The organism is Segatella copri, assembly GCF_026015295.1.
GTDB classification, from domain to species: Bacteria; Bacteroidota; Bacteroidia; order Bacteroidales; family Bacteroidaceae; genus Prevotella; species Prevotella copri_C.
Genome location: NZ_JAPDUW010000001.1, coordinates 2,479,999 through 2,495,591 on the forward strand (window position 1 = coordinate 2,479,999; position 15,593 = coordinate 2,495,591).

The following is a 15,593-nucleotide window of genomic DNA, read 5'->3' on the forward strand; positions in this document are numbered from 1 at the left end:
AGTATTTGAGCTATGATTAAATGTAACGTAAGTGTGTGCGGAACCGTCAGCAAGGCTGCAGTGGTTCGCAATGGGAAGGACGGAATGCCTTTTACGACATATTCCGTGGATGTGGTGGTGCCAGCCAAAAGTGGTATCAACAAGACCGTGATTGTCAGTTGCATCATGGATGGTGACGATTCGGAAGGTATTGTCGTGGGCAACCGCATTGAGTTGAAAGGTGTGTTGACCTTCAAGAAGAAAGACGACAACCTGTATTTCAACTTGAAGGTATCGGAAGTGAACCTGTCTCCCGTATCGGAAAGCAAGGATGGCATCGTGGGCGACATGGAGTTCAAAGGCAAGGTCGGTAAGGACATTGATATGAAGAAGGACAAAAATGGGAAGGCTTTCCTGATGTTCTCTGCTTTCAGTGCAGAGAAGATTAGAGAAGAATTTACTTTTACGTGGGTGCGCTTTGTCCGTTTCTCGGAAGAAAGAGAGGAATGGTTGCAGCCAAAAACCACCATCGAGGCAAAGGGCGAGCTGGAAATCTCGGTGTATAACGACAGGCTCAACTTAGGCTGCAAGGTGGCGGAGTTGAACCAGTGGGAGAAGAAACCGTATCATCCTAACAATTAGCAAGTATGGCATATTACAATAAGAGTCCACAGAATAATGGCGATGGAAAGAATGCTGAGGACAGAGCCTTGGACACCTTTGCCAACATGATGATAGAGAAAATCGAGTCGTTGGGAAGCAAGGACGGATGGCAAAAGCCTTGGTTTACGGAAGGTACATTGAGTTGGCCGAAGAACCTGTCTGGCAGGGAGTATAACGGCATGAATGCCTTGTTGCTCACCATGCTCTGCGAGAAGAAAGGCTACGAGTTGCCAGTGTTCTGCACCTTTAACCGTGCAGTGGGTTTGAACTATCAGACCGACAAGCAAGGTAACAAGAAGCAGATGGTGGATGCCAATGGCGAGCCGTTGCCCAAGGTTGGCATCAATAAGGGAGAAAAGAGTTTTCCCGTGATGCTGACAAATTTTACCATTGTACACAAGGAGACAAAAGAAAAGATACCCTATGACGACTACAAGCGAATGAGTGCTGAGGAGCAGAAGGAGTATAATGTCTATCCGAAGTTGAATGTGTATCAGGTGTTCAATGTGGCACAGACCAATCTGAAGGAGGCACGACCTGAATTGTATGCCAAGTTGGAAGCGGAGAACAAGCCAGAAAAGGCATTGGTGAAGGAAGGTGACATGTATTCGTTTCCTGCTGTTGACCGGATGTTCAAGGAGCAGAGATGGATTTGTCCCATCAATATCGAACACCAGGACAATGCGTTCTACTCCATTTCCAGCAACCAGATAACCATTCCTGAAAAGTCACAGTTCAAGGATGGTGAGTCGTGGTATGGAACAGCGTTCCATGAGATGGTTCACTCAACAGGAGCGGAAGATCAGTTGAACCGTCTCAAACCGCAGTCGGGCTTCGGTTCCGATGAATATGCACGTGAGGAACTGGTTGCAGAGTTGGGCAGTGCGTTGGTGTGCCAGAAGTATGGCATGACCAAGAATCTGAAGGAAGACAGTGCCGCCTATCTGAAATCGTGGCTCGGCAGTCTGAAGGAGACGCCAAGTTTCATCAAGACCACCTTGATGGATGTGAAAAAGGCAACGTCCATTCTCACGCAGAGAATAGACGAAGTGTCTTTGGAAATGAAGGAGCAACAGAGTGAGGTTGTTGCAGCTTCAGTATCGGAAGAAAACAAGGATGCGAAGGACATGAAGCAATCTGCATCATCAAATGATAATGAGCAGACTGAGGTAGAAGAGGAAAAAGTCGCACGGTCTGCGTTCCGTCGGTAACGAGTCAATTGTGGCAAACATGCAAAAAACCAAGATGCGCACATATATAATAATGTGTAGGCATCTTGGATTTTTCGTTTTGGGAGTTTTATTCTTCCTCCTCATCATCTTCTTCGGGTGATAGCCATTTCTGCCAATCTTTCTCATCAATGGTGAGGTCGTCCATTTCCCAATCATATGCGAGTTCGGGCATTGGGTCACGAGAGTAAGGGAAATGGATGGTATAGCCGATTTGTCCATAGGAGACATGGAGCGGAGTGACGCAAAGGTCTCTGCCGAAATAGCTTCGGGTGGTAAGGTATTTGCGCCAGTCGAAACGCTCATTGAGAATGTTTCGACATAGGCGGTAAAGATATTGTTCTATTGTCATACGGCTTGAAGTTCTAACTGTGAATAATATTGTTTGAATGCCTCGTAAAGGTCAGCCATCATTACTTCGGCTTCCTCCATGTCTTTGACTATATCGGCAATGTGGTAAGGTGCACCATTTTTGCCGTGACCGTCTGAGCCAATCCAAATGTACGCTTCCTCGTCAACATCAAAGTTCTCGTAATACTCATGGATATTGTCGATGAAGGCTTCCATATCATCGTCTTCAAGTTCCACGCTGAAATTGAAATCTTGACCATAGGAAGTATATTTAGCGAAGTTTACATCTGTCTTGCCGTTTTGTGGCTCGGAGAAATCAACGCTCCATCCTAATATTTTGGCTATCTCCGTTATCTTTTGCTGTATCATATAGTTTGATTTTTATCAGCCATAGGCAAGAAGCCTACGGCTGATGAATGGTTTAAACTTCTTCCCTGTCATACATGTCAGACAGAAACGACTGCAATCTCTCGTCGGAAATGTTTCCGATTGGGCAAGGCTTGAAGCTCTTGTCCTGCAATATCGGTATCTTGGGAAGGTTATGTCCGACATCCACGCTGATACTTTCCATTTCCTTGATGGAAGCATAGCCATATTCTGTATCGGCAAGACCGACAACGATAGAGAACAGCGTGAAGTCATTGCCTTCCGGCTGACCTTCCAATACATACCAACGGACTTTGCCGATGAAGAAGACGCATTGGCAAATGGCATCCTTCTTCTTGCCGTCCTGTGAATAAAGCGGATATTGCTTGAACTGCTCCGCCAACTGTGGTGTAATCAATCTGCTTGTCATAACTGCATTATTTATTGTGTGAATAATCTGGTGAAGATGGATAGTAGAGCTGCTGCTCACGCAAGGCTTCAATGGCTGCATGTGCCAAAGTGCAAGCCCATTCATTGCGAAGGTCATAATAGCCCTTCTGATAGTTTATTGCCAACTGCTCCATGAAAGCCATCATCACCTTGAACTTCTCGTTTACAAGAAAGCGGTGGTCATTGGCAAACTCTGCACCCACCTTGGATGCGGAACACATCTTGCCGTTCACGAAGCGTGAAAACTCATTGGCAAACTCCTTGTCTCTTTCGTTAATCATATCGTTCATATCTGTTCGGATTAAATTGTGAAACTTCTTTTTCTTCCCTATTCTCGAAGCCTTTACGACTTCATCGAGGGAATTGATTTTACGTGCAATCAAGAGTTCGGACATGGAGGCAGACAAGACAAGGAATTGGGAGATTATTTCATCGGAATACCCCAATCTTTGATTGGTGGAAGGCTGCTGATGAAATAACCTGCTAATAGCAAGGCGGTACTTGACAGTCTGGTGGGCTGAACTAAATTTGCTAAGGAAAAACAAGGGAGGATGAAGGGGTATGGGAGATGTGTAGTGACTAAAACTGGTAAGATTACCACTTTTTGATAATAGAGAGATCTGTTAAAACCTGTATATACAGATGCTGCATTCCCGTTTTTTGTCATTTGTGTCACTTTTCGGGAATTGTATTTCTGAAAATATCCCTGTTCAATCTTCGCACTATGTTAAATAGTATTGAACAAGATGAAATATTGAACAAAAAGTTCGTTCGTTTAAGTTTTGTTCATTATCTTTGCAACGTTCAATCAAATTGAACACAACTGATATATTGAACAAATAACATAAAATGATGGCAAACAATATCATAATAAACCAAGCATTGGATGCTCTTAGAGCAAGCCTTCCTGTGGGGGATGTTGTGTCAACAACAGCCGTCAAAGTAAATTGTACCAATGAAAATGATGTCACTGTTAAGATAATGAATATAGATTTTGTGTGTCATGTAAGGGAAAACATAACCAAGGCCACATTAAATCCGACATTAGCGACTATGCAAACGATGAACAATGACAAGCAGCAAATCTTGCTTGTTACGCAATACGTCACGCCGCAGGTATCAACAGAATTGGCAAACAGAGGTATCAACTATCTGGACTGTGCAGGAAACTGCCTTGTCAGATATACAAAGGCAGGAAACTTGATTTTCCAAATATTTAATCAAGGAAGGAAAAATACAGAGTCCAAGGTGAAAACCTATCCCGTGTTTCAAGATGCAGGATTGAAGGTCGTGTTTTATCTGTTGCAAGATGCAGACAATATAAAGAAGCCTTATCGAGAGATAAAAGAGCAAATTGGTGTATCTTTGGGAAGCGTGAAAAACGTTTTGGATGAACTTGCAAGACGTGGTTTTGTTTGTGACACTAAAAACGGGCGCATAATAAAAGACAAAAAACAACTGCTTGACTTATGGGTTAGCAATTACAATGAAGTATTGAAACCCAAATTGCTGGTAGGAGCAATGGCATTTCGAACAGAAGCGAATAGAAATGAATGGAAAAACATAGCATTGCCAAAGGGCATGTCATGGGGAGGAGAACCTGCCGCAAACTTGACGGATGGCTACTTACAACCAGGAATTTTCGACATATACACGGAAATACCTGCAGCACATCTTATACGAACAGGTGTCGTCAAGCAAGATGCAAATGGGGAAATTCATCTGTACAACAAATTTTGGAATTGGGAAACAGACAACAGAACTGTTCCTGCTATATTAATCTATGCAGACTTGATGGGTAGTGGCAATAGTCGCTGCTTGGAGGCTGCGCAACGCATATTAAAGAATGAGCTTAAAGATTTCGAGTGAAAAGATAAACAATCCATTTCTTGTGGATTTGTTGGAGAAACTTACAGATAGCTTCCGTAGAATGAATCACGACTTCTTTATCATAGGAGCCACCGCTAGAGATATAGTCATGCAGCAGATGCTGAACACGTCATCACGTAGAAAGACAAGAGACTTGGATCTGGCTATAGCTGTTCCAAACTGGCAGGAATTTGACAAAATCAAAAATAGTTTGATTGCGGATGGTTTCGAGAAGGACAAGTCAAAACACCAACGCTTCTATTATGGTGACTATGAGATAGATGTTGTTCCATACGGATATGTCGCCAAGGAAGATGACAACATCTATTGGCCACCCGAAGAAACAATTGCCATGTCCGTAAAAGGGTTTGACGAAGTGCTTTCTGATGCTATAACGGTTAGTATTGATGACAGATTCACTGTAAAGATAGCTTCCTTGCATGGATTATTCTTGCTGAAGTTCAATGCTTGGATGGACAGACATCTAACCACAAACAAGGATGCGGAGGATATGTCGTTCATATTGGACAACTACCTTATGGCAAACTTGGATCGAGAAGCTTATATGGAAGTGTATGATTGGGAAGATTTTGACGAATATGTAGCTGGTGGCTATTGGCTGGCAAACGATTTGGCAAAGTTATTGAACCGAGACCAACTTGTATATTATGCAGACAAAATTGACGAGGAATTGCAGTTGGAGGAGAGAAGCTATTTGATAAGCCAAACTCTCAATTCACAATCGGGTTTGAATTATGACCAAGTAAGGAGAACATGGCAAGTCATTTCAGAAGTGTTTCGCTCTGCTACAGAAGAAAGGGATTTATAATGATAGATATAAAATATTGTAGTCAAAAAGGCTTATGTGATACAAACCAGGATTTTATCTTGTGCAAACAATTACAAGATGGGAGTTGCATCGCTATCCTTGCCGATGGTATGGGTGGCTTACAATATGGTGAGATCGCAGCTGCCACTGTTGCACAAAGTATTTATAAAATATTGGCAGAACAAAATTCTGTGGATATAAGAGAGCTGTTAGCAAAGGCTTTTGAACAAGCAGACATTGCAGTTGCAGATAAATGCAAGGCTCTTTGTTGCAAAATGGGAGCAGCAGTTACCGTCTTATACATAAAAGATGATACTGCCTATTACGCATGGCAAGGAAATGTTCGTCTATATTACAAAAAAGAAAAAGGTATACATCAACTTACTGAAGACCACCAGAAGGAAGGTGATAATTGTACCTTTCTGACTCGTTGTGTGAATGGAAGAGGTTTCCGCAACCCTATATCCATTCAAGAAACGAAAATATCAGACATGGACTTGTTGTTTTTATGTACAGATGGATTTTATCAATCCAAGGATTGCATAGATTCTGTTATAGTAGAAAACAAATTGCCAAGTCGTATAGAATACTTGGAAGATGATGCATCCTGCATTCTCATACAGTTGCATAACCCTTGATAAGATAAGAGATATGGCAAAGAAGAAGCATAAAGGACATTACTGTAAGATTTGTGGTGAATACAAGTCGAACGAGTCATTTTCGGGGAAAGGTCATGTCCAACACATCTGTAAGGAGTGCATGGGTGAGATGAAGAAAAGCAACAAGAAGATTTTGGACTTGCCTTTCGGGGGCAATGAGTTTGAGATCGTTGATGCCGATGAATATATCGATACTATCTTATATGGCAACAACGAAGAACGAGAAAACAAGACTTTCAAGAAACTCAGCCGTGAACAGAAAATGGTGTTGAAAGCGATAGTGCAAGATGAAGTTACGTTCTATTGGCAAGCCCATCGACAGATACCAGTAAATGACAAGTTAAAACAACTCAGAAGTTCTGTCAATACTGTAGTATATGAACAGTTGGACTTTGCCATAAAGGATGACACGATGTTCAAAGCTTATATACAAGAGCAAGTTATCACTGTCATAAACAAGATCTTGCGACAGGAGAAAGAACAAAATAACCAATAGCAGAAAGAGTCCATTCTTCACGAACGGACTCTTTCTTTTGATAATCATTGTTTTGCAGATTACCGCTTATCGTATGAATGATAGTAAAACACATCTACCGTGCAAATAGTCTGACCGCCGTATGACGGTTGGCTGCAATTGGTGAATACTCATCAATACCGCCCTCGCTTTTTGATATTATCATGGACTTGTCAATGCCTCTTACCATGAGCTGTTGCGTAATATAAGCAGCTCTTGACTTGCTGAGAGGATTGTTGATGCCATCGTTTCCTGTGGCACTGTCGGCAGCACCAACAACGGAAATTTTGAGATGATAAGCCTTTGCTACACGAGCAAGCTCATCCAAGTTTACCATCTGTGAAACGTCAACCAACTGCGTGGTTCCAATCTTGAAAAAGAAGAACACTGGCGAACCGATGCACTTGGTTCCACCTGCCATTTCTGCAACGTATTTGTTCCAAGAAACAGAATCGGAAACAGAGAAACTATACTCCAGAGAGCGACTTGTTTTTTGTTTTCCCATGCCATTCCAATCCTTGTGAGCCAATCTTGCACGGAGTGAGTTCAAACCGCTGTAGTCATTTTTCGGGTAGATGCGATGCTCCATACTATCCGCATAATATGTCAGGCGGTCGGCATAGGCTTTCAGCAATCCTTCAATCTCCAAGATCTTTCTCATTTCAACGATGGCATTGGCATCCTCCGCATGAGCTTTGCTTAACTTTTGGTTGCGAGCCAACAATTCATTGGTGTAATCTGCCAGCCATTTATTCTGGTTGATATAAGGAGCGGCATCTACAACCTTCTTCCAACCGACCTTTCCGATGTTGAAAGTCAGTCCGGCAGACAAGGTGAACAAATTGTCACCAAACTTATTGGATGCGCCCACGCCGTCATAGTCACGGAATGTGGTTGCGCCACCCAATTCCATGTTGACCGCCAAACGCTTTGTTAAACGATATTGTCCAAGCACACCATAGTTGATGACAAACGGACTCTTGCCGTTATCCTCGTTATGGATAATACCGCAACCAGCATACGGAATGAATCCCCATCTTTGTGTGGTGGCATGGTCTTTGACAAAACTGTTGGTCACATTCCAAAGAAAATCTGCATGAACCATCTTGTAATCACGGACATTCTTGCTGGCATCCTTGAACAGAAAACCTTGGAAACTAAATCGACCACCAATCTCTGGCGTGAACCACTTTCCTGCCTTTATTGCCAGGGAAGGTTTCATTCTGTCGAACAAATTCCCTGTACCATGCGGCTTTCCTACAAAGGTAGATATGCCACCAGACACACCAACGAACCAGTTGGAAGACCATGCAGAAGGAACTGCCACTTCTTTGAGGTATGTAGGATCAATCTGTCGAAGCATATCCTCGTTTATGCCAGATGACACCATTTCATTCGTGCCATCATCCGTTGTTGCTGCATTGACCTGCATTTGTCCGCATAGGCACAATGCCATCATAAATATTGCTTTTCTAATCATAAATTTCAATTTGTCGATTATTCTTTCTATTAACGCTTTCTACTCTTGCTGCCTTTCGGTCGCATCATCCTGTTTGCCATCGCAAGGCAACGGTGCGCCCAACGCCTGTCATCTTCGTCATCGTTGCGTCCCCATTTCATGTCATTGCTGCCACCGCCTCCGCCACCTTGCCCTTCGGCAAATGTCGTAGCTTGGTCGATGTAGCCAAGATACAACAATGTGGCACAATGCAGAACTTCGGCAGTGTGCTCGGCTATGGTTTCCAATGGCGAGCCGTCAAATGCGACTTTGGTTTCAGGTGGCAACGATGCCATCTTGGAACGGTAGTCAGTGACCATGCTTTCCAACATAGCTGTCTTGATAAGTGTACCAGCACCAGTCTGAGCTTCACGAGAGAACTGCATGGCATCCTGTCGAAGCGTCTCTGTCCTCTCCTTGACAAACTCCATGTCTTTGTTCAACTCATCCAACTGCTGGTCAGCCACAGCGAGCTTGTCTTTCTTGTCTGCCAGTTTCTCATCAACGGAAGCCAACTCGTTTTGCAATTTTTCCAACTTCTGCGACAAGATGGAACTATCTCCTTCCTTGTTGGCAATCTGCATCTTCAACTTGTCAATCTCCAACATCTTCTGATGTTTCTCTTCTTCCAGATGTTCCACCATAGAAGAGAGACCTTTCACACGACGTTCTGCCAGTGCTATTTCCACCCGAAGGTCGCTTACAGCTTTGTTAAGGTTGTCCAGCTCCTCTTCCTTTGAAGAACATTCCTCGGACAGATGCTTGCGGTATTCCTCCGTAGGTCTGTGTCGTTGCCGAGTCTCCGTTTGGCTTGTTCCACGCACCAGTCCCCAAGGCTCATTGACCATCGCCAACTCGTCATGAAGTTTCGATGTACGTTGACTATATTCCCGATTGTTGGCACCTGCGAAGATTTCTTTGAAGGCAAACTTGCCGTCCTTGATTGGCAGAAGAACGCAATGAATGTGTGGTGAAGTCTCGTCCAAGTGTACATAGAAGGCAACGATGTTCTCCTCACCATACTTTCCTGCGACAAAATTATAAATGTCCGTCGCCCATTGCTCAATCTCAGGCATACGCTTGACGGCATAATTTTCCTTGTTGTCGCCTGGCTTGAAGACTACCTTTTGGTCACCGAAGGCAAGCTCACGCATCTTCCATTGCGAACCGCTGAAAATGAAGTCCGCCACCGTTCTGAAACGTGGCTCAGTCAATCCCTCATTTTTGTCCTTGATGCCACGAGCAGCCAAGTTCTCAGCCATCATCTGTGGGATGGACTTGCTCTTGTCGATAGGTGCTATCTTGCCTCCCTTGGAAATCTGGAAGTTCAGATGCTGTCTGCCGAGGTCATAGTTACCCTTGGCAATGGCTACCTGCCAAGCCCGGTCGCTCCAGTTGCGTTGGTATTCACGGCTGAGAGCGGCGGCGCATCCCTTACGTCCCCTGACGTTCAAAACCTGCTTTGCTATTCTTTCCATATCTCTGATATGCTTATATGTGTCAGTAAAAATGGTGTCCCAGCTTGCTGCCTTGGCGGACACTCTCCCGAAGACTTTTAGGTCGTAGGGGTAATGAGTTACCACACTCCCTAAATTCGTGAACAGCGGGCAAGCCCGATGCGCTAAAAAGGCAAGCCACGACGAGTGCGATATGCCAGTACCGAACCGTGAGGTCTTAAAAGGAGAATGTCCGTAAGGCAGCTATAATGGAACAGAATGAACTCTACTTATGGTTGTCCGCCTTGGCGGTTACAACTGGCTTGGCAGCTGTCTCAACTGTTGAGGTAGGACAGCAAGCCTTATAAGCGGAACACAGGGATTGAAAAAGGCTCATGTCTTCAGCTGTGTTCAATTTGACGGAAGCAGCCTTTCCATGACTGGCGATGTCGGGCAGTTCCTTTATCAGAAGGAGCAACTGGAGCCAGTCTCGATTGAGAACACGAGTGAAGAACTTGAAGATTGCGTTACGCAGCTGAAGTCTGTTATGTTCTTCCTCATCTACAAGAGGCATACAATCCACAAGTCTGCCAATCATGCAAGTAGCAATATCATCAGATGAAAGTTGGTTGTCAGATGATGTAGAAGCAGAGTTGTTTTCTTGCGATAATGCTACTGCACCCTTTACAATCTGACCACAGACAACGGCAGTCTCTTCTGTGGTGGAAGTGCCATTGAACCAACTGTCTATTGTGAAACGGATGATTGGTTCCAATATGCTATTTCGCATTGTCGGAGCGTTACCGTCATTCATGCCAATCATCGTGATGATGGTGTATTTCGTTTCAAACTCCTTGCTGTGTATCAGCCCATGTTTCGTTAATTTTTCGAGGAACTGACGCACGGTGGCACGATGCCAATGCCAGTCCTCCGCAAGTTGAGTTTTGGTTGTGATAAACTGAAAATCTTTCAATTCGTCTGCCACTTCCTTACTTACGGCTTTCGGCATGTAGTGTTCACAAGCCTTGTCCAGCAGATAGCAGAATGCCTCATGCTTGGAATACCGCTCATTATGTCGGTCCTGGAGAGAAGCCAAGAAGCAGACAGAGAGGCTTACCTTTATATTTTCCTTTGGTATATGTTTCATTGAAAATGTCTTGTTGATGTTGTGAAATAATGATTCTCATTTTTGACTGAGTGTTGTGGAATGTGCCAGTACCAAGTGGCATATTCCAAGATAGGACTAAAAGTAGAAGTTTACGATGTCCTCAGGACATTGCGCCAAGTGTCTGCCACTGTCAGGACATTGTGCCTTGAAGATGACCTTTGAGGACGGATAGTAGATGGATGCCACCAAGAGAAGCCCAACCATCACTCCCAATGTGTACAGATGGGGAGTGAACATGAACACCAATGAGGCTGTAAAAGCGATGGCACATGATTTCCTGTTGTCATGCAACCTATGCAGCAGATTGTCTGCATAGGAGAACTTGAACAGCAATAATGCCAACATTGCCGTTACATGAGCACCAATCTCGTTGGGCAGTACTTGATATACCACGAAACTGAACACCAATATTGCCATCAGCAACAGCAATGTGTACAGTTTCCGAAAATTATGCGAAAACACCATGCGGAGATAAAATCTCTGCATCATCCGATTGTTCTTCCTGTAGCACATCGTTGATGCCAATAGAAGAAACATAGGGAAGAAAAGAAAGATAATCTTGAATATCATAGATCAAATTGTAATGTAAAACGGTCAATAACCTTCGAATAGCTCCAACTCAATAATTCCATAGGTGACTTCCATGAAAAGTCGCTCGACATCCGCCATTGTCAAAGCATTTGATGCAAGGCGTTTCTTGAAACCAGCATCCTTTCTCATAAGAATCTTGGCACTTCGGTCAATGTCAAGCAGAGGAATATGCCACTCTTGCCCACGGACATAATCATTGTTGGAATGACAGGCCCGAAGGGTAATACACCGACAGCAGACGGTCTGCACCATGCCATGCCGTGAAACTGCGGTGTCTTTCCAATGGAACGAACTGCCAACGTCTATCCATGTGTGGCATTTGTGGATGATGTCCACGATGTTCTGAAGCTGCATGTCGCTCATAAATGGAACGTAATGTCACATGAAACACATCAGCATGTCCGCCTTGTCACGCTTGTACTTGAAGAAGCCTGTCCTCGCTTGCAGTTCCATGTCGTGGCACAAGTCACCGTACATGAACTCCAAGGACTCATAGATTGTCACCATGACGGAGTGGACATTTCCATTGGCATCCGTACTGGTATTCATCTTGTACATCCGCCCGAAATTAGGGTTGGAGAAGGCACAGCAGAACTGTCCGAACTCTGTATGTACGGAAGTCACCTTGTGGTAAAGGATGACCAGTTCCATCTGGTCTTCGAACAGGTTCATCACCTCTTCGAGAGGACAAGGCTTTTCCAACTTGAAGTCAAGCAGGACATAGCCGTCTTCATAGACTGGCTGTTCCATGCGCTCCTGGTTGATAAGCTCTGGCAACTGCAATGGTGCAAGTGCCAGGAAGTCGTTGAGAAATTTATGCAGCATAACTGTTGTGTTTATAATGAAGAAATGTATAGCTTGATGAACATATCTGGTAACCCGTCTGTCATATTCTTGTCCATCTGCAAGGAACGGCTAAGACAGGCGATTGTGCCTAAAGCATCTATTGACAGTTGCACCAAATCCTTTCGCTGATTCTCTGAAAGCATCGCCATTCCGAAGTCATCAATGGACAGGAATGGTTGCAGTATCATCCAAAAATATGCAGTCCGTTGTTCTGCGGAAGTAACCTTTCCACTCTTAATATCAGCAACGCAAGTCTGCGCATTGGCGATGATTCTTCGATTGGTACGAACCGCCATGTATGCCACGGCATCCCTTGCCGGTAAGTTTCCTTTCCTTGAAGATTGAGCAATCATCTTGCACACATCTTCTGTTCCACTTGTTATATGCGAAACCGACACGTCGCTCATCTCGTATAGATGAGATAGAAATGTTCTGAACAGCCTATCCTCCGTTTTCAGAAAGGCGAGGAACTGTGATTGGTTGGCAATGCCTTCCTTCTTCACCTTCTCCAAGAAGAAATGATAGGTGGTCAAGATCCTTGTCTTGTCACCTTTATATAATGGTATGGTGTCCATACTCTCAAAAAACTTTGAAGCCACCAAGGAAAGGCCGTCCGTTTCCTTATTACCTTTATAAGGTGTGGCGTTCATCTTCAACAGAAGTACATCCTTGAATGTCCTTCGCTTGGCGGTAGCTATGCGCATAAACTCGTCACGGATGGAGTCATGGACATTGGAAAATTCTTCCAGAGGAAACGAATGTGCCTTTTTGGTGGTGTCTCGCATCAGACAAGCAGAAACCGAGTCTTCTAAAGTACGCCATTTGGATATTTTGTCGGCAAGGTGTTCCATAGACAAATCCTTGTCTGATTTCATCCTTGAAAGGAACACCTTTTGCGCATCCAATGCCTCCCTTGCATTATGGAAAGATGATTCACTGGCATTTTTTGAACAGGATGCCAGCAAAAGAATGGCAAGTATGATGGCAGACAACATGGACATTTGTTTTCTGCCTTCAAAGTATGATATGCGAAAACTTGAAGTGCAAGGTTGTTTGCACTTCACCCTCAATCGGCTTTTTGCCGCAGATATGATAATGTTTATACTTTCCATTTCGGACTTTGTTTGAAATTTGCGGTGCGAATTTACGACTATTTATCGGGTATTCATTCAAACTAAATCAAACTTTATGTTTTATTCTCATTCATACTTTATAGCATGATATGAAATGATAATATATCCAAGAAAGTGCAGTACATCAATCTTTAATTAACTATAATAATTATCAGAGTATGATTATACTTTGATGGAATATGAGTATCTTTGTCGGCAAATTACAAATCATTGTATAATAGCTATGGCAAAAGTAGGTTACATATTTAACTCGGAGCAGTATGACACATTCACCTTTGACCGGGCTTGGATGGAGAAGTACGGCTGCTGCCGTATCATAGAAGATAGTGCAAGCCAAGAGAAGACACGCCCGGAATGGAAGCAACTCATGGATTGTCTGGAACGAGGTGATGAACTGGTCATCTCGAAGTTCAGCAATGCGCTGCGTGGTGTTCGGGAATTGGCGATGTTCCTGGAGTTTTGCAGGGTGAAAGTGATAAGGATAATATCCATTCAGGATAAGATTGATTCAAAGTGTGAGTTGTTCCCAAGTACATCAATAGCCGATGTGCTTTTCATGTTCGGTTCGTTGTCTGAAGAGGTCGTAGCCTTGCGCAAGGCTACTGCCCATGTGGAATATATCAAGTCGGGTATTAAACCAGCCAAGAGTTCTACTCCAAAGAAAGGTATTGACCGTGAGAGGAACATCGTCAATATGTATAACAACAACTACACTATCGATGACATCTGGAAGGTCAGCGGCTTCAGGAGCCGCAGCTCGGTGTTCCGCATACTCAACAAGTATGGGGTGAAGCTGAACCGTGGCAAGTTCAGCGGACCGCTTGGCAAGAGAAAGCCCAAGGATGAGAATGAATAATCACTATAACATTCAAGTATATTCCAAAATTAAAGACGTATGACACCAAAAGAATATGAGCAATATATAGCAAGTATATTCCAAAATCAAGGATATAAAACTCTTGTAACTCCATACTCCAATGATTGGGGTATAGATGTTATTGCTATAAAAGGTAAAGAAAAAATAGCAATTCAAGCTAAAATGTATGGAAATAAAAGAAAAGTCAACAGAGCTGCCATTATGCAACTATATGGAGCTATGGCCTATCAAGACTGTACAAAAGCGGTAATTGCCACCGATGGAGAACTTCTTGATGATGCTATATCAGTGGCAAAGAAGCTGAAAATAGAGATATTGACGACAAAAACAAATTTTGTTTCAACTTTTCATAAAGAAAAAGAAGAGGAGAACTCAGATTCTATCCATAAAGATTTTCGTATGGAATATCCAACGTTTGATGAAGTCTGGAGAAAATACATTATGCCTTTAAAAGGAGTGACACTATGGAATACAAAAGGAGAAAATAAAATTCTGGATGTAAATTGGGGCGGTATTACAAGAATAACTTCAAATAAAAGACGAAGTTCTATCTCTATAGACGGTTTCCGTTTTGCATATAACGAATTGATTAGAAAAGGAAAAATAACAAGGGATTATATCAATCAAGAAGTAGATAAAAGATGTTCATCTGGCATCGTACTCATACTGGGACAAATTCCTTTTGTTTCCACAGTAAGAAATCCAACTTCATTGGAAATTTAAAGATTGTAGATATATCCCATAAGACGGAAAGACTTTTATTTCAAATAAATACTCCAACAAAATGAATTTATATCAAGTTGAAATCACAACTGAAATTGATACAGAGTGTATTCTTATAAATGCTAATGATGAAAATGAGGCAATAAGTATCGCACAGTATATGTTAGAAAATGGCGAGATAGACTTTGCGATAGGACATGAAATCATCAATATCACAGCATTTCTTGCTTGTTGAAAAATATTCAGCCTACAGATGCTGCTATACGATATTTTTTTTGTGGCTTCGAATACACGAACGCTTTCCGTCCACAAAGCCATAGCTATCTGCGCACGAAAAAGCACGCAAGATGTTCTGACCTTGTGGAATAATATTATTGGCAGATAAGGCAATTCCTTATCTGTCTCTTCTGAA

20 protein-coding genes and 1 pseudogene are annotated in these 15,593 nt (G+C 43.1%); 10 read left to right on the plus strand and 11 right to left on the minus strand.

Annotated features, from left to right (window positions below; translation table 11 throughout):
- The first annotated feature begins 12 nt into the window (after positions 1-12).
- Together ONT18_RS10565 and ONT18_RS10570 are read left to right on the plus strand one after the other, a co-directional pair.
- On the plus strand, positions 13-621 hold the full coding sequence (locus tag ONT18_RS10565; RefSeq protein ID WP_264905460.1) for a hypothetical protein: 609 nt from the start codon (positions 13-15) through the stop codon (positions 619-621).
- Between the two features lie 5 nt (positions 622-626).
- Positions 627-1,826, plus strand: a pseudogene (locus ONT18_RS10570) (ArdC family protein); the annotation flags it as partial.
- Between the two features lie 115 nt (positions 1,827-1,941).
- Here the strand turns inward: ONT18_RS10570 and ONT18_RS10575 are convergent.
- The 4 genes from ONT18_RS10575 to ONT18_RS10590 are packed head-to-tail and all read right to left on the minus strand — an operon-like array spanning position 1,942 to position 3,328.
- On the minus strand, positions 1,942-2,223 hold the full coding sequence (locus ONT18_RS10575; protein WP_032836839.1) for a hypothetical protein: 282 nt from the start codon (positions 2,221-2,223) through the stop codon (positions 1,942-1,944).
- Complete coding sequence (locus ONT18_RS10580; protein ID WP_264905465.1) at positions 2,220-2,591, minus strand: hypothetical protein; 372 nt, start codon at positions 2,589-2,591, stop codon at positions 2,220-2,222. The genes ONT18_RS10575 and ONT18_RS10580 overlap by 4 nt, the downstream gene beginning before the upstream one ends.
- A 52-nt stretch (positions 2,592-2,643) precedes the next feature.
- Entirely contained in the window at positions 2,644-3,018 is a 375-nt protein-coding gene (locus ONT18_RS10585; protein WP_264905467.1) for a DUF2958 domain-containing protein, read from the minus strand.
- A 7-nt stretch (positions 3,019-3,025) separates the two neighbouring features.
- Positions 3,026-3,328: a sulfide:quinone reductase gene (locus tag ONT18_RS10590; RefSeq protein ID WP_264905469.1), complete on the minus strand. Its 303-nt coding sequence runs from the start codon at positions 3,326-3,328 to the stop codon at positions 3,026-3,028.
- A gap of 18 nt (positions 3,329-3,346) precedes the next feature.
- Between ONT18_RS10590 and ONT18_RS10595 the strand changes: the two genes are divergently transcribed.
- From ONT18_RS10595 to ONT18_RS10615, 5 genes are all read left to right on the plus strand, one after another.
- Complete coding sequence (locus ONT18_RS10595) at positions 3,347-3,517, plus strand: hypothetical protein (RefSeq protein ID WP_181976294.1); 171 nt, start codon at positions 3,347-3,349, stop codon at positions 3,515-3,517.
- Positions 3,518-3,887: 370 nt separating this feature from the next.
- Entirely contained in the window at positions 3,888-4,907 is a 1,020-nt protein-coding gene (locus tag ONT18_RS10600) for a type IV toxin-antitoxin system AbiEi family antitoxin (protein ID WP_176933828.1), read from the plus strand.
- Positions 4,885-5,736 (plus strand): nucleotidyl transferase AbiEii/AbiGii toxin family protein, encoded by an 852-nt coding sequence (locus ONT18_RS10605; RefSeq protein WP_176933827.1) that lies wholly within the window; start codon positions 4,885-4,887, stop codon positions 5,734-5,736. Before ONT18_RS10600 ends, ONT18_RS10605 begins: the two co-directional genes overlap by 23 nt.
- Positions 5,736-6,374 (plus strand): PP2C family protein-serine/threonine phosphatase, encoded by a 639-nt coding sequence (locus tag ONT18_RS10610; RefSeq protein WP_176933826.1) that lies wholly within the window; start codon positions 5,736-5,738, stop codon positions 6,372-6,374. The genes ONT18_RS10605 and ONT18_RS10610 overlap by 1 nt, the downstream gene beginning before the upstream one ends.
- Before the next feature lie 13 nt (positions 6,375-6,387).
- Positions 6,388-6,891, plus strand: a complete 504-nt coding sequence (locus tag ONT18_RS10615) for a hypothetical protein (protein WP_264905475.1) — start codon at positions 6,388-6,390, stop codon at positions 6,889-6,891.
- 94 nt (positions 6,892-6,985) lie between these two features.
- Here ONT18_RS10615 and ONT18_RS10620 read toward each other — a convergent pair whose 3' ends face one another.
- The 7 genes from ONT18_RS10620 to ONT18_RS10650 form a co-directional block, all read right to left on the minus strand.
- Positions 6,986-8,389, minus strand: coding sequence for an OmpA family protein (locus ONT18_RS10620; protein WP_264905477.1), 1,404 nt, complete (start codon positions 8,387-8,389; stop codon positions 6,986-6,988).
- Positions 8,390-8,418: 29 nt separating this feature from the next.
- Entirely contained in the window at positions 8,419-9,885 is a 1,467-nt protein-coding gene (mobV, locus tag ONT18_RS10625; RefSeq protein ID WP_264905479.1) for a MobV family relaxase, read from the minus strand.
- Positions 9,886-10,129: 244 nt separating this feature from the next.
- Positions 10,130-10,990, minus strand: a complete 861-nt coding sequence (locus ONT18_RS10630; RefSeq protein WP_264905481.1) for a hypothetical protein — start codon at positions 10,988-10,990, stop codon at positions 10,130-10,132.
- Positions 10,991-11,086: 96 nt separating this feature from the next.
- The gene (locus ONT18_RS10635) at positions 11,087-11,500 is read right to left on the minus strand and encodes a hypothetical protein (protein WP_264905483.1); all 414 of its coding nucleotides are present in this window, start codon (positions 11,498-11,500) and stop codon (positions 11,087-11,089) included.
- Positions 11,501-11,605: 105 nt separating this feature from the next.
- Entirely contained in the window at positions 11,606-11,965 is a 360-nt protein-coding gene (locus ONT18_RS10640; RefSeq protein ID WP_117701467.1) for a hypothetical protein, read from the minus strand.
- A gap of 15 nt (positions 11,966-11,980) precedes the next feature.
- Positions 11,981-12,427 (minus strand): hypothetical protein, encoded by a 447-nt coding sequence (locus tag ONT18_RS10645; protein ID WP_217313225.1) that lies wholly within the window; start codon positions 12,425-12,427, stop codon positions 11,981-11,983.
- An 11-nt stretch (positions 12,428-12,438) separates the two neighbouring features.
- Positions 12,439-13,449: a hypothetical protein gene (locus ONT18_RS10650; protein WP_264905486.1), complete on the minus strand. Its 1,011-nt coding sequence runs from the start codon at positions 13,447-13,449 to the stop codon at positions 12,439-12,441.
- A 355-nt stretch (positions 13,450-13,804) separates the two neighbouring features.
- Here ONT18_RS10650 and ONT18_RS10655 point away from each other — a divergent pair, with 355 nt between their 5' ends.
- The 3 genes from ONT18_RS10655 (at position 13,805) to ONT18_RS10665 (ending at position 15,416) form a co-directional block, all read left to right on the plus strand.
- A complete protein-coding gene (locus ONT18_RS10655) occupies positions 13,805-14,437 on the plus strand; it encodes a recombinase family protein (protein ID WP_264905488.1) in 633 nt (210 codons plus the stop codon).
- A 39-nt stretch (positions 14,438-14,476) separates the two neighbouring features.
- On the plus strand, positions 14,477-15,181 hold the full coding sequence (locus ONT18_RS10660; protein ID WP_264905490.1) for a restriction endonuclease: 705 nt from the start codon (positions 14,477-14,479) through the stop codon (positions 15,179-15,181).
- A 61-nt stretch (positions 15,182-15,242) separates the two neighbouring features.
- Complete coding sequence (locus ONT18_RS10665) at positions 15,243-15,416, plus strand: hypothetical protein (protein ID WP_158577412.1); 174 nt, start codon at positions 15,243-15,245, stop codon at positions 15,414-15,416.
- Positions 15,417-15,593: the final 177 nt, after the last annotated feature.

Excerpts from the sequence above, each read along its gene's own strand:
- ONT18_RS10565 (WP_264905460.1), top strand. The coding sequence starts at position 13 with ATGATTAAATGTAACGTAAGTGTGTGCGGAACCGTCAGCAAGGCTGCA.
- ONT18_RS10575 (WP_032836839.1), bottom strand. The coding sequence starts at position 2,223 with ATGACAATAGAACAATATCTTTACCGCCTATGTCGAAACATTCTCAAT.
- ONT18_RS10580 (WP_264905465.1), bottom strand. The coding sequence starts at position 2,591 with ATGATACAGCAAAAGATAACGGAGATAGCCAAAATATTAGGATGGAGC.
- ONT18_RS10585 (WP_264905467.1), bottom strand. The coding sequence starts at position 3,018 with ATGACAAGCAGATTGATTACACCACAGTTGGCGGAGCAGTTCAAGCAA.
- ONT18_RS10590 (WP_264905469.1), bottom strand. The coding sequence starts at position 3,328 with ATGAACGATATGATTAACGAAAGAGACAAGGAGTTTGCCAATGAGTTT.
- ONT18_RS10600 (WP_176933828.1), top strand. The coding sequence starts at position 3,888 with ATGATGGCAAACAATATCATAATAAACCAAGCATTGGATGCTCTTAGA.
- ONT18_RS10605 (WP_176933827.1), top strand. The coding sequence starts at position 4,885 with ATGAGCTTAAAGATTTCGAGTGAAAAGATAAACAATCCATTTCTTGTG.
- ONT18_RS10610 (WP_176933826.1), top strand. The coding sequence starts at position 5,736 with ATGATAGATATAAAATATTGTAGTCAAAAAGGCTTATGTGATACAAAC.
- ONT18_RS10615 (WP_264905475.1), top strand. The coding sequence starts at position 6,388 with ATGGCAAAGAAGAAGCATAAAGGACATTACTGTAAGATTTGTGGTGAA.
- ONT18_RS10620 (WP_264905477.1), bottom strand. The coding sequence starts at position 8,389 with ATGATTAGAAAAGCAATATTTATGATGGCATTGTGCCTATGCGGACAA.
- mobV (WP_264905479.1), bottom strand. The coding sequence starts at position 9,885 with ATGGAAAGAATAGCAAAGCAGGTTTTGAACGTCAGGGGACGTAAGGGA.
- ONT18_RS10630 (WP_264905481.1), bottom strand. The coding sequence starts at position 10,990 with ATGAAACATATACCAAAGGAAAATATAAAGGTAAGCCTCTCTGTCTGC.
- ONT18_RS10635 (WP_264905483.1), bottom strand. The coding sequence starts at position 11,500 with ATGATGCAGAGATTTTATCTCCGCATGGTGTTTTCGCATAATTTTCGG.
- ONT18_RS10640 (WP_117701467.1), bottom strand. The coding sequence starts at position 11,965 with ATGAGCGACATGCAGCTTCAGAACATCGTGGACATCATCCACAAATGC.
- ONT18_RS10645 (WP_217313225.1), bottom strand. The coding sequence starts at position 12,427 with ATGCTGCATAAATTTCTCAACGACTTCCTGGCACTTGCACCATTGCAG.
- ONT18_RS10650 (WP_264905486.1), bottom strand. The coding sequence starts at position 13,449 with ATGTCCATGTTGTCTGCCATCATACTTGCCATTCTTTTGCTGGCATCC.
- ONT18_RS10655 (WP_264905488.1), top strand. The coding sequence starts at position 13,805 with ATGGCAAAAGTAGGTTACATATTTAACTCGGAGCAGTATGACACATTC.
- ONT18_RS10660 (WP_264905490.1), top strand. The coding sequence starts at position 14,477 with ATGACACCAAAAGAATATGAGCAATATATAGCAAGTATATTCCAAAAT.
- ONT18_RS10665 (WP_158577412.1), top strand. The coding sequence starts at position 15,243 with ATGAATTTATATCAAGTTGAAATCACAACTGAAATTGATACAGAGTGT.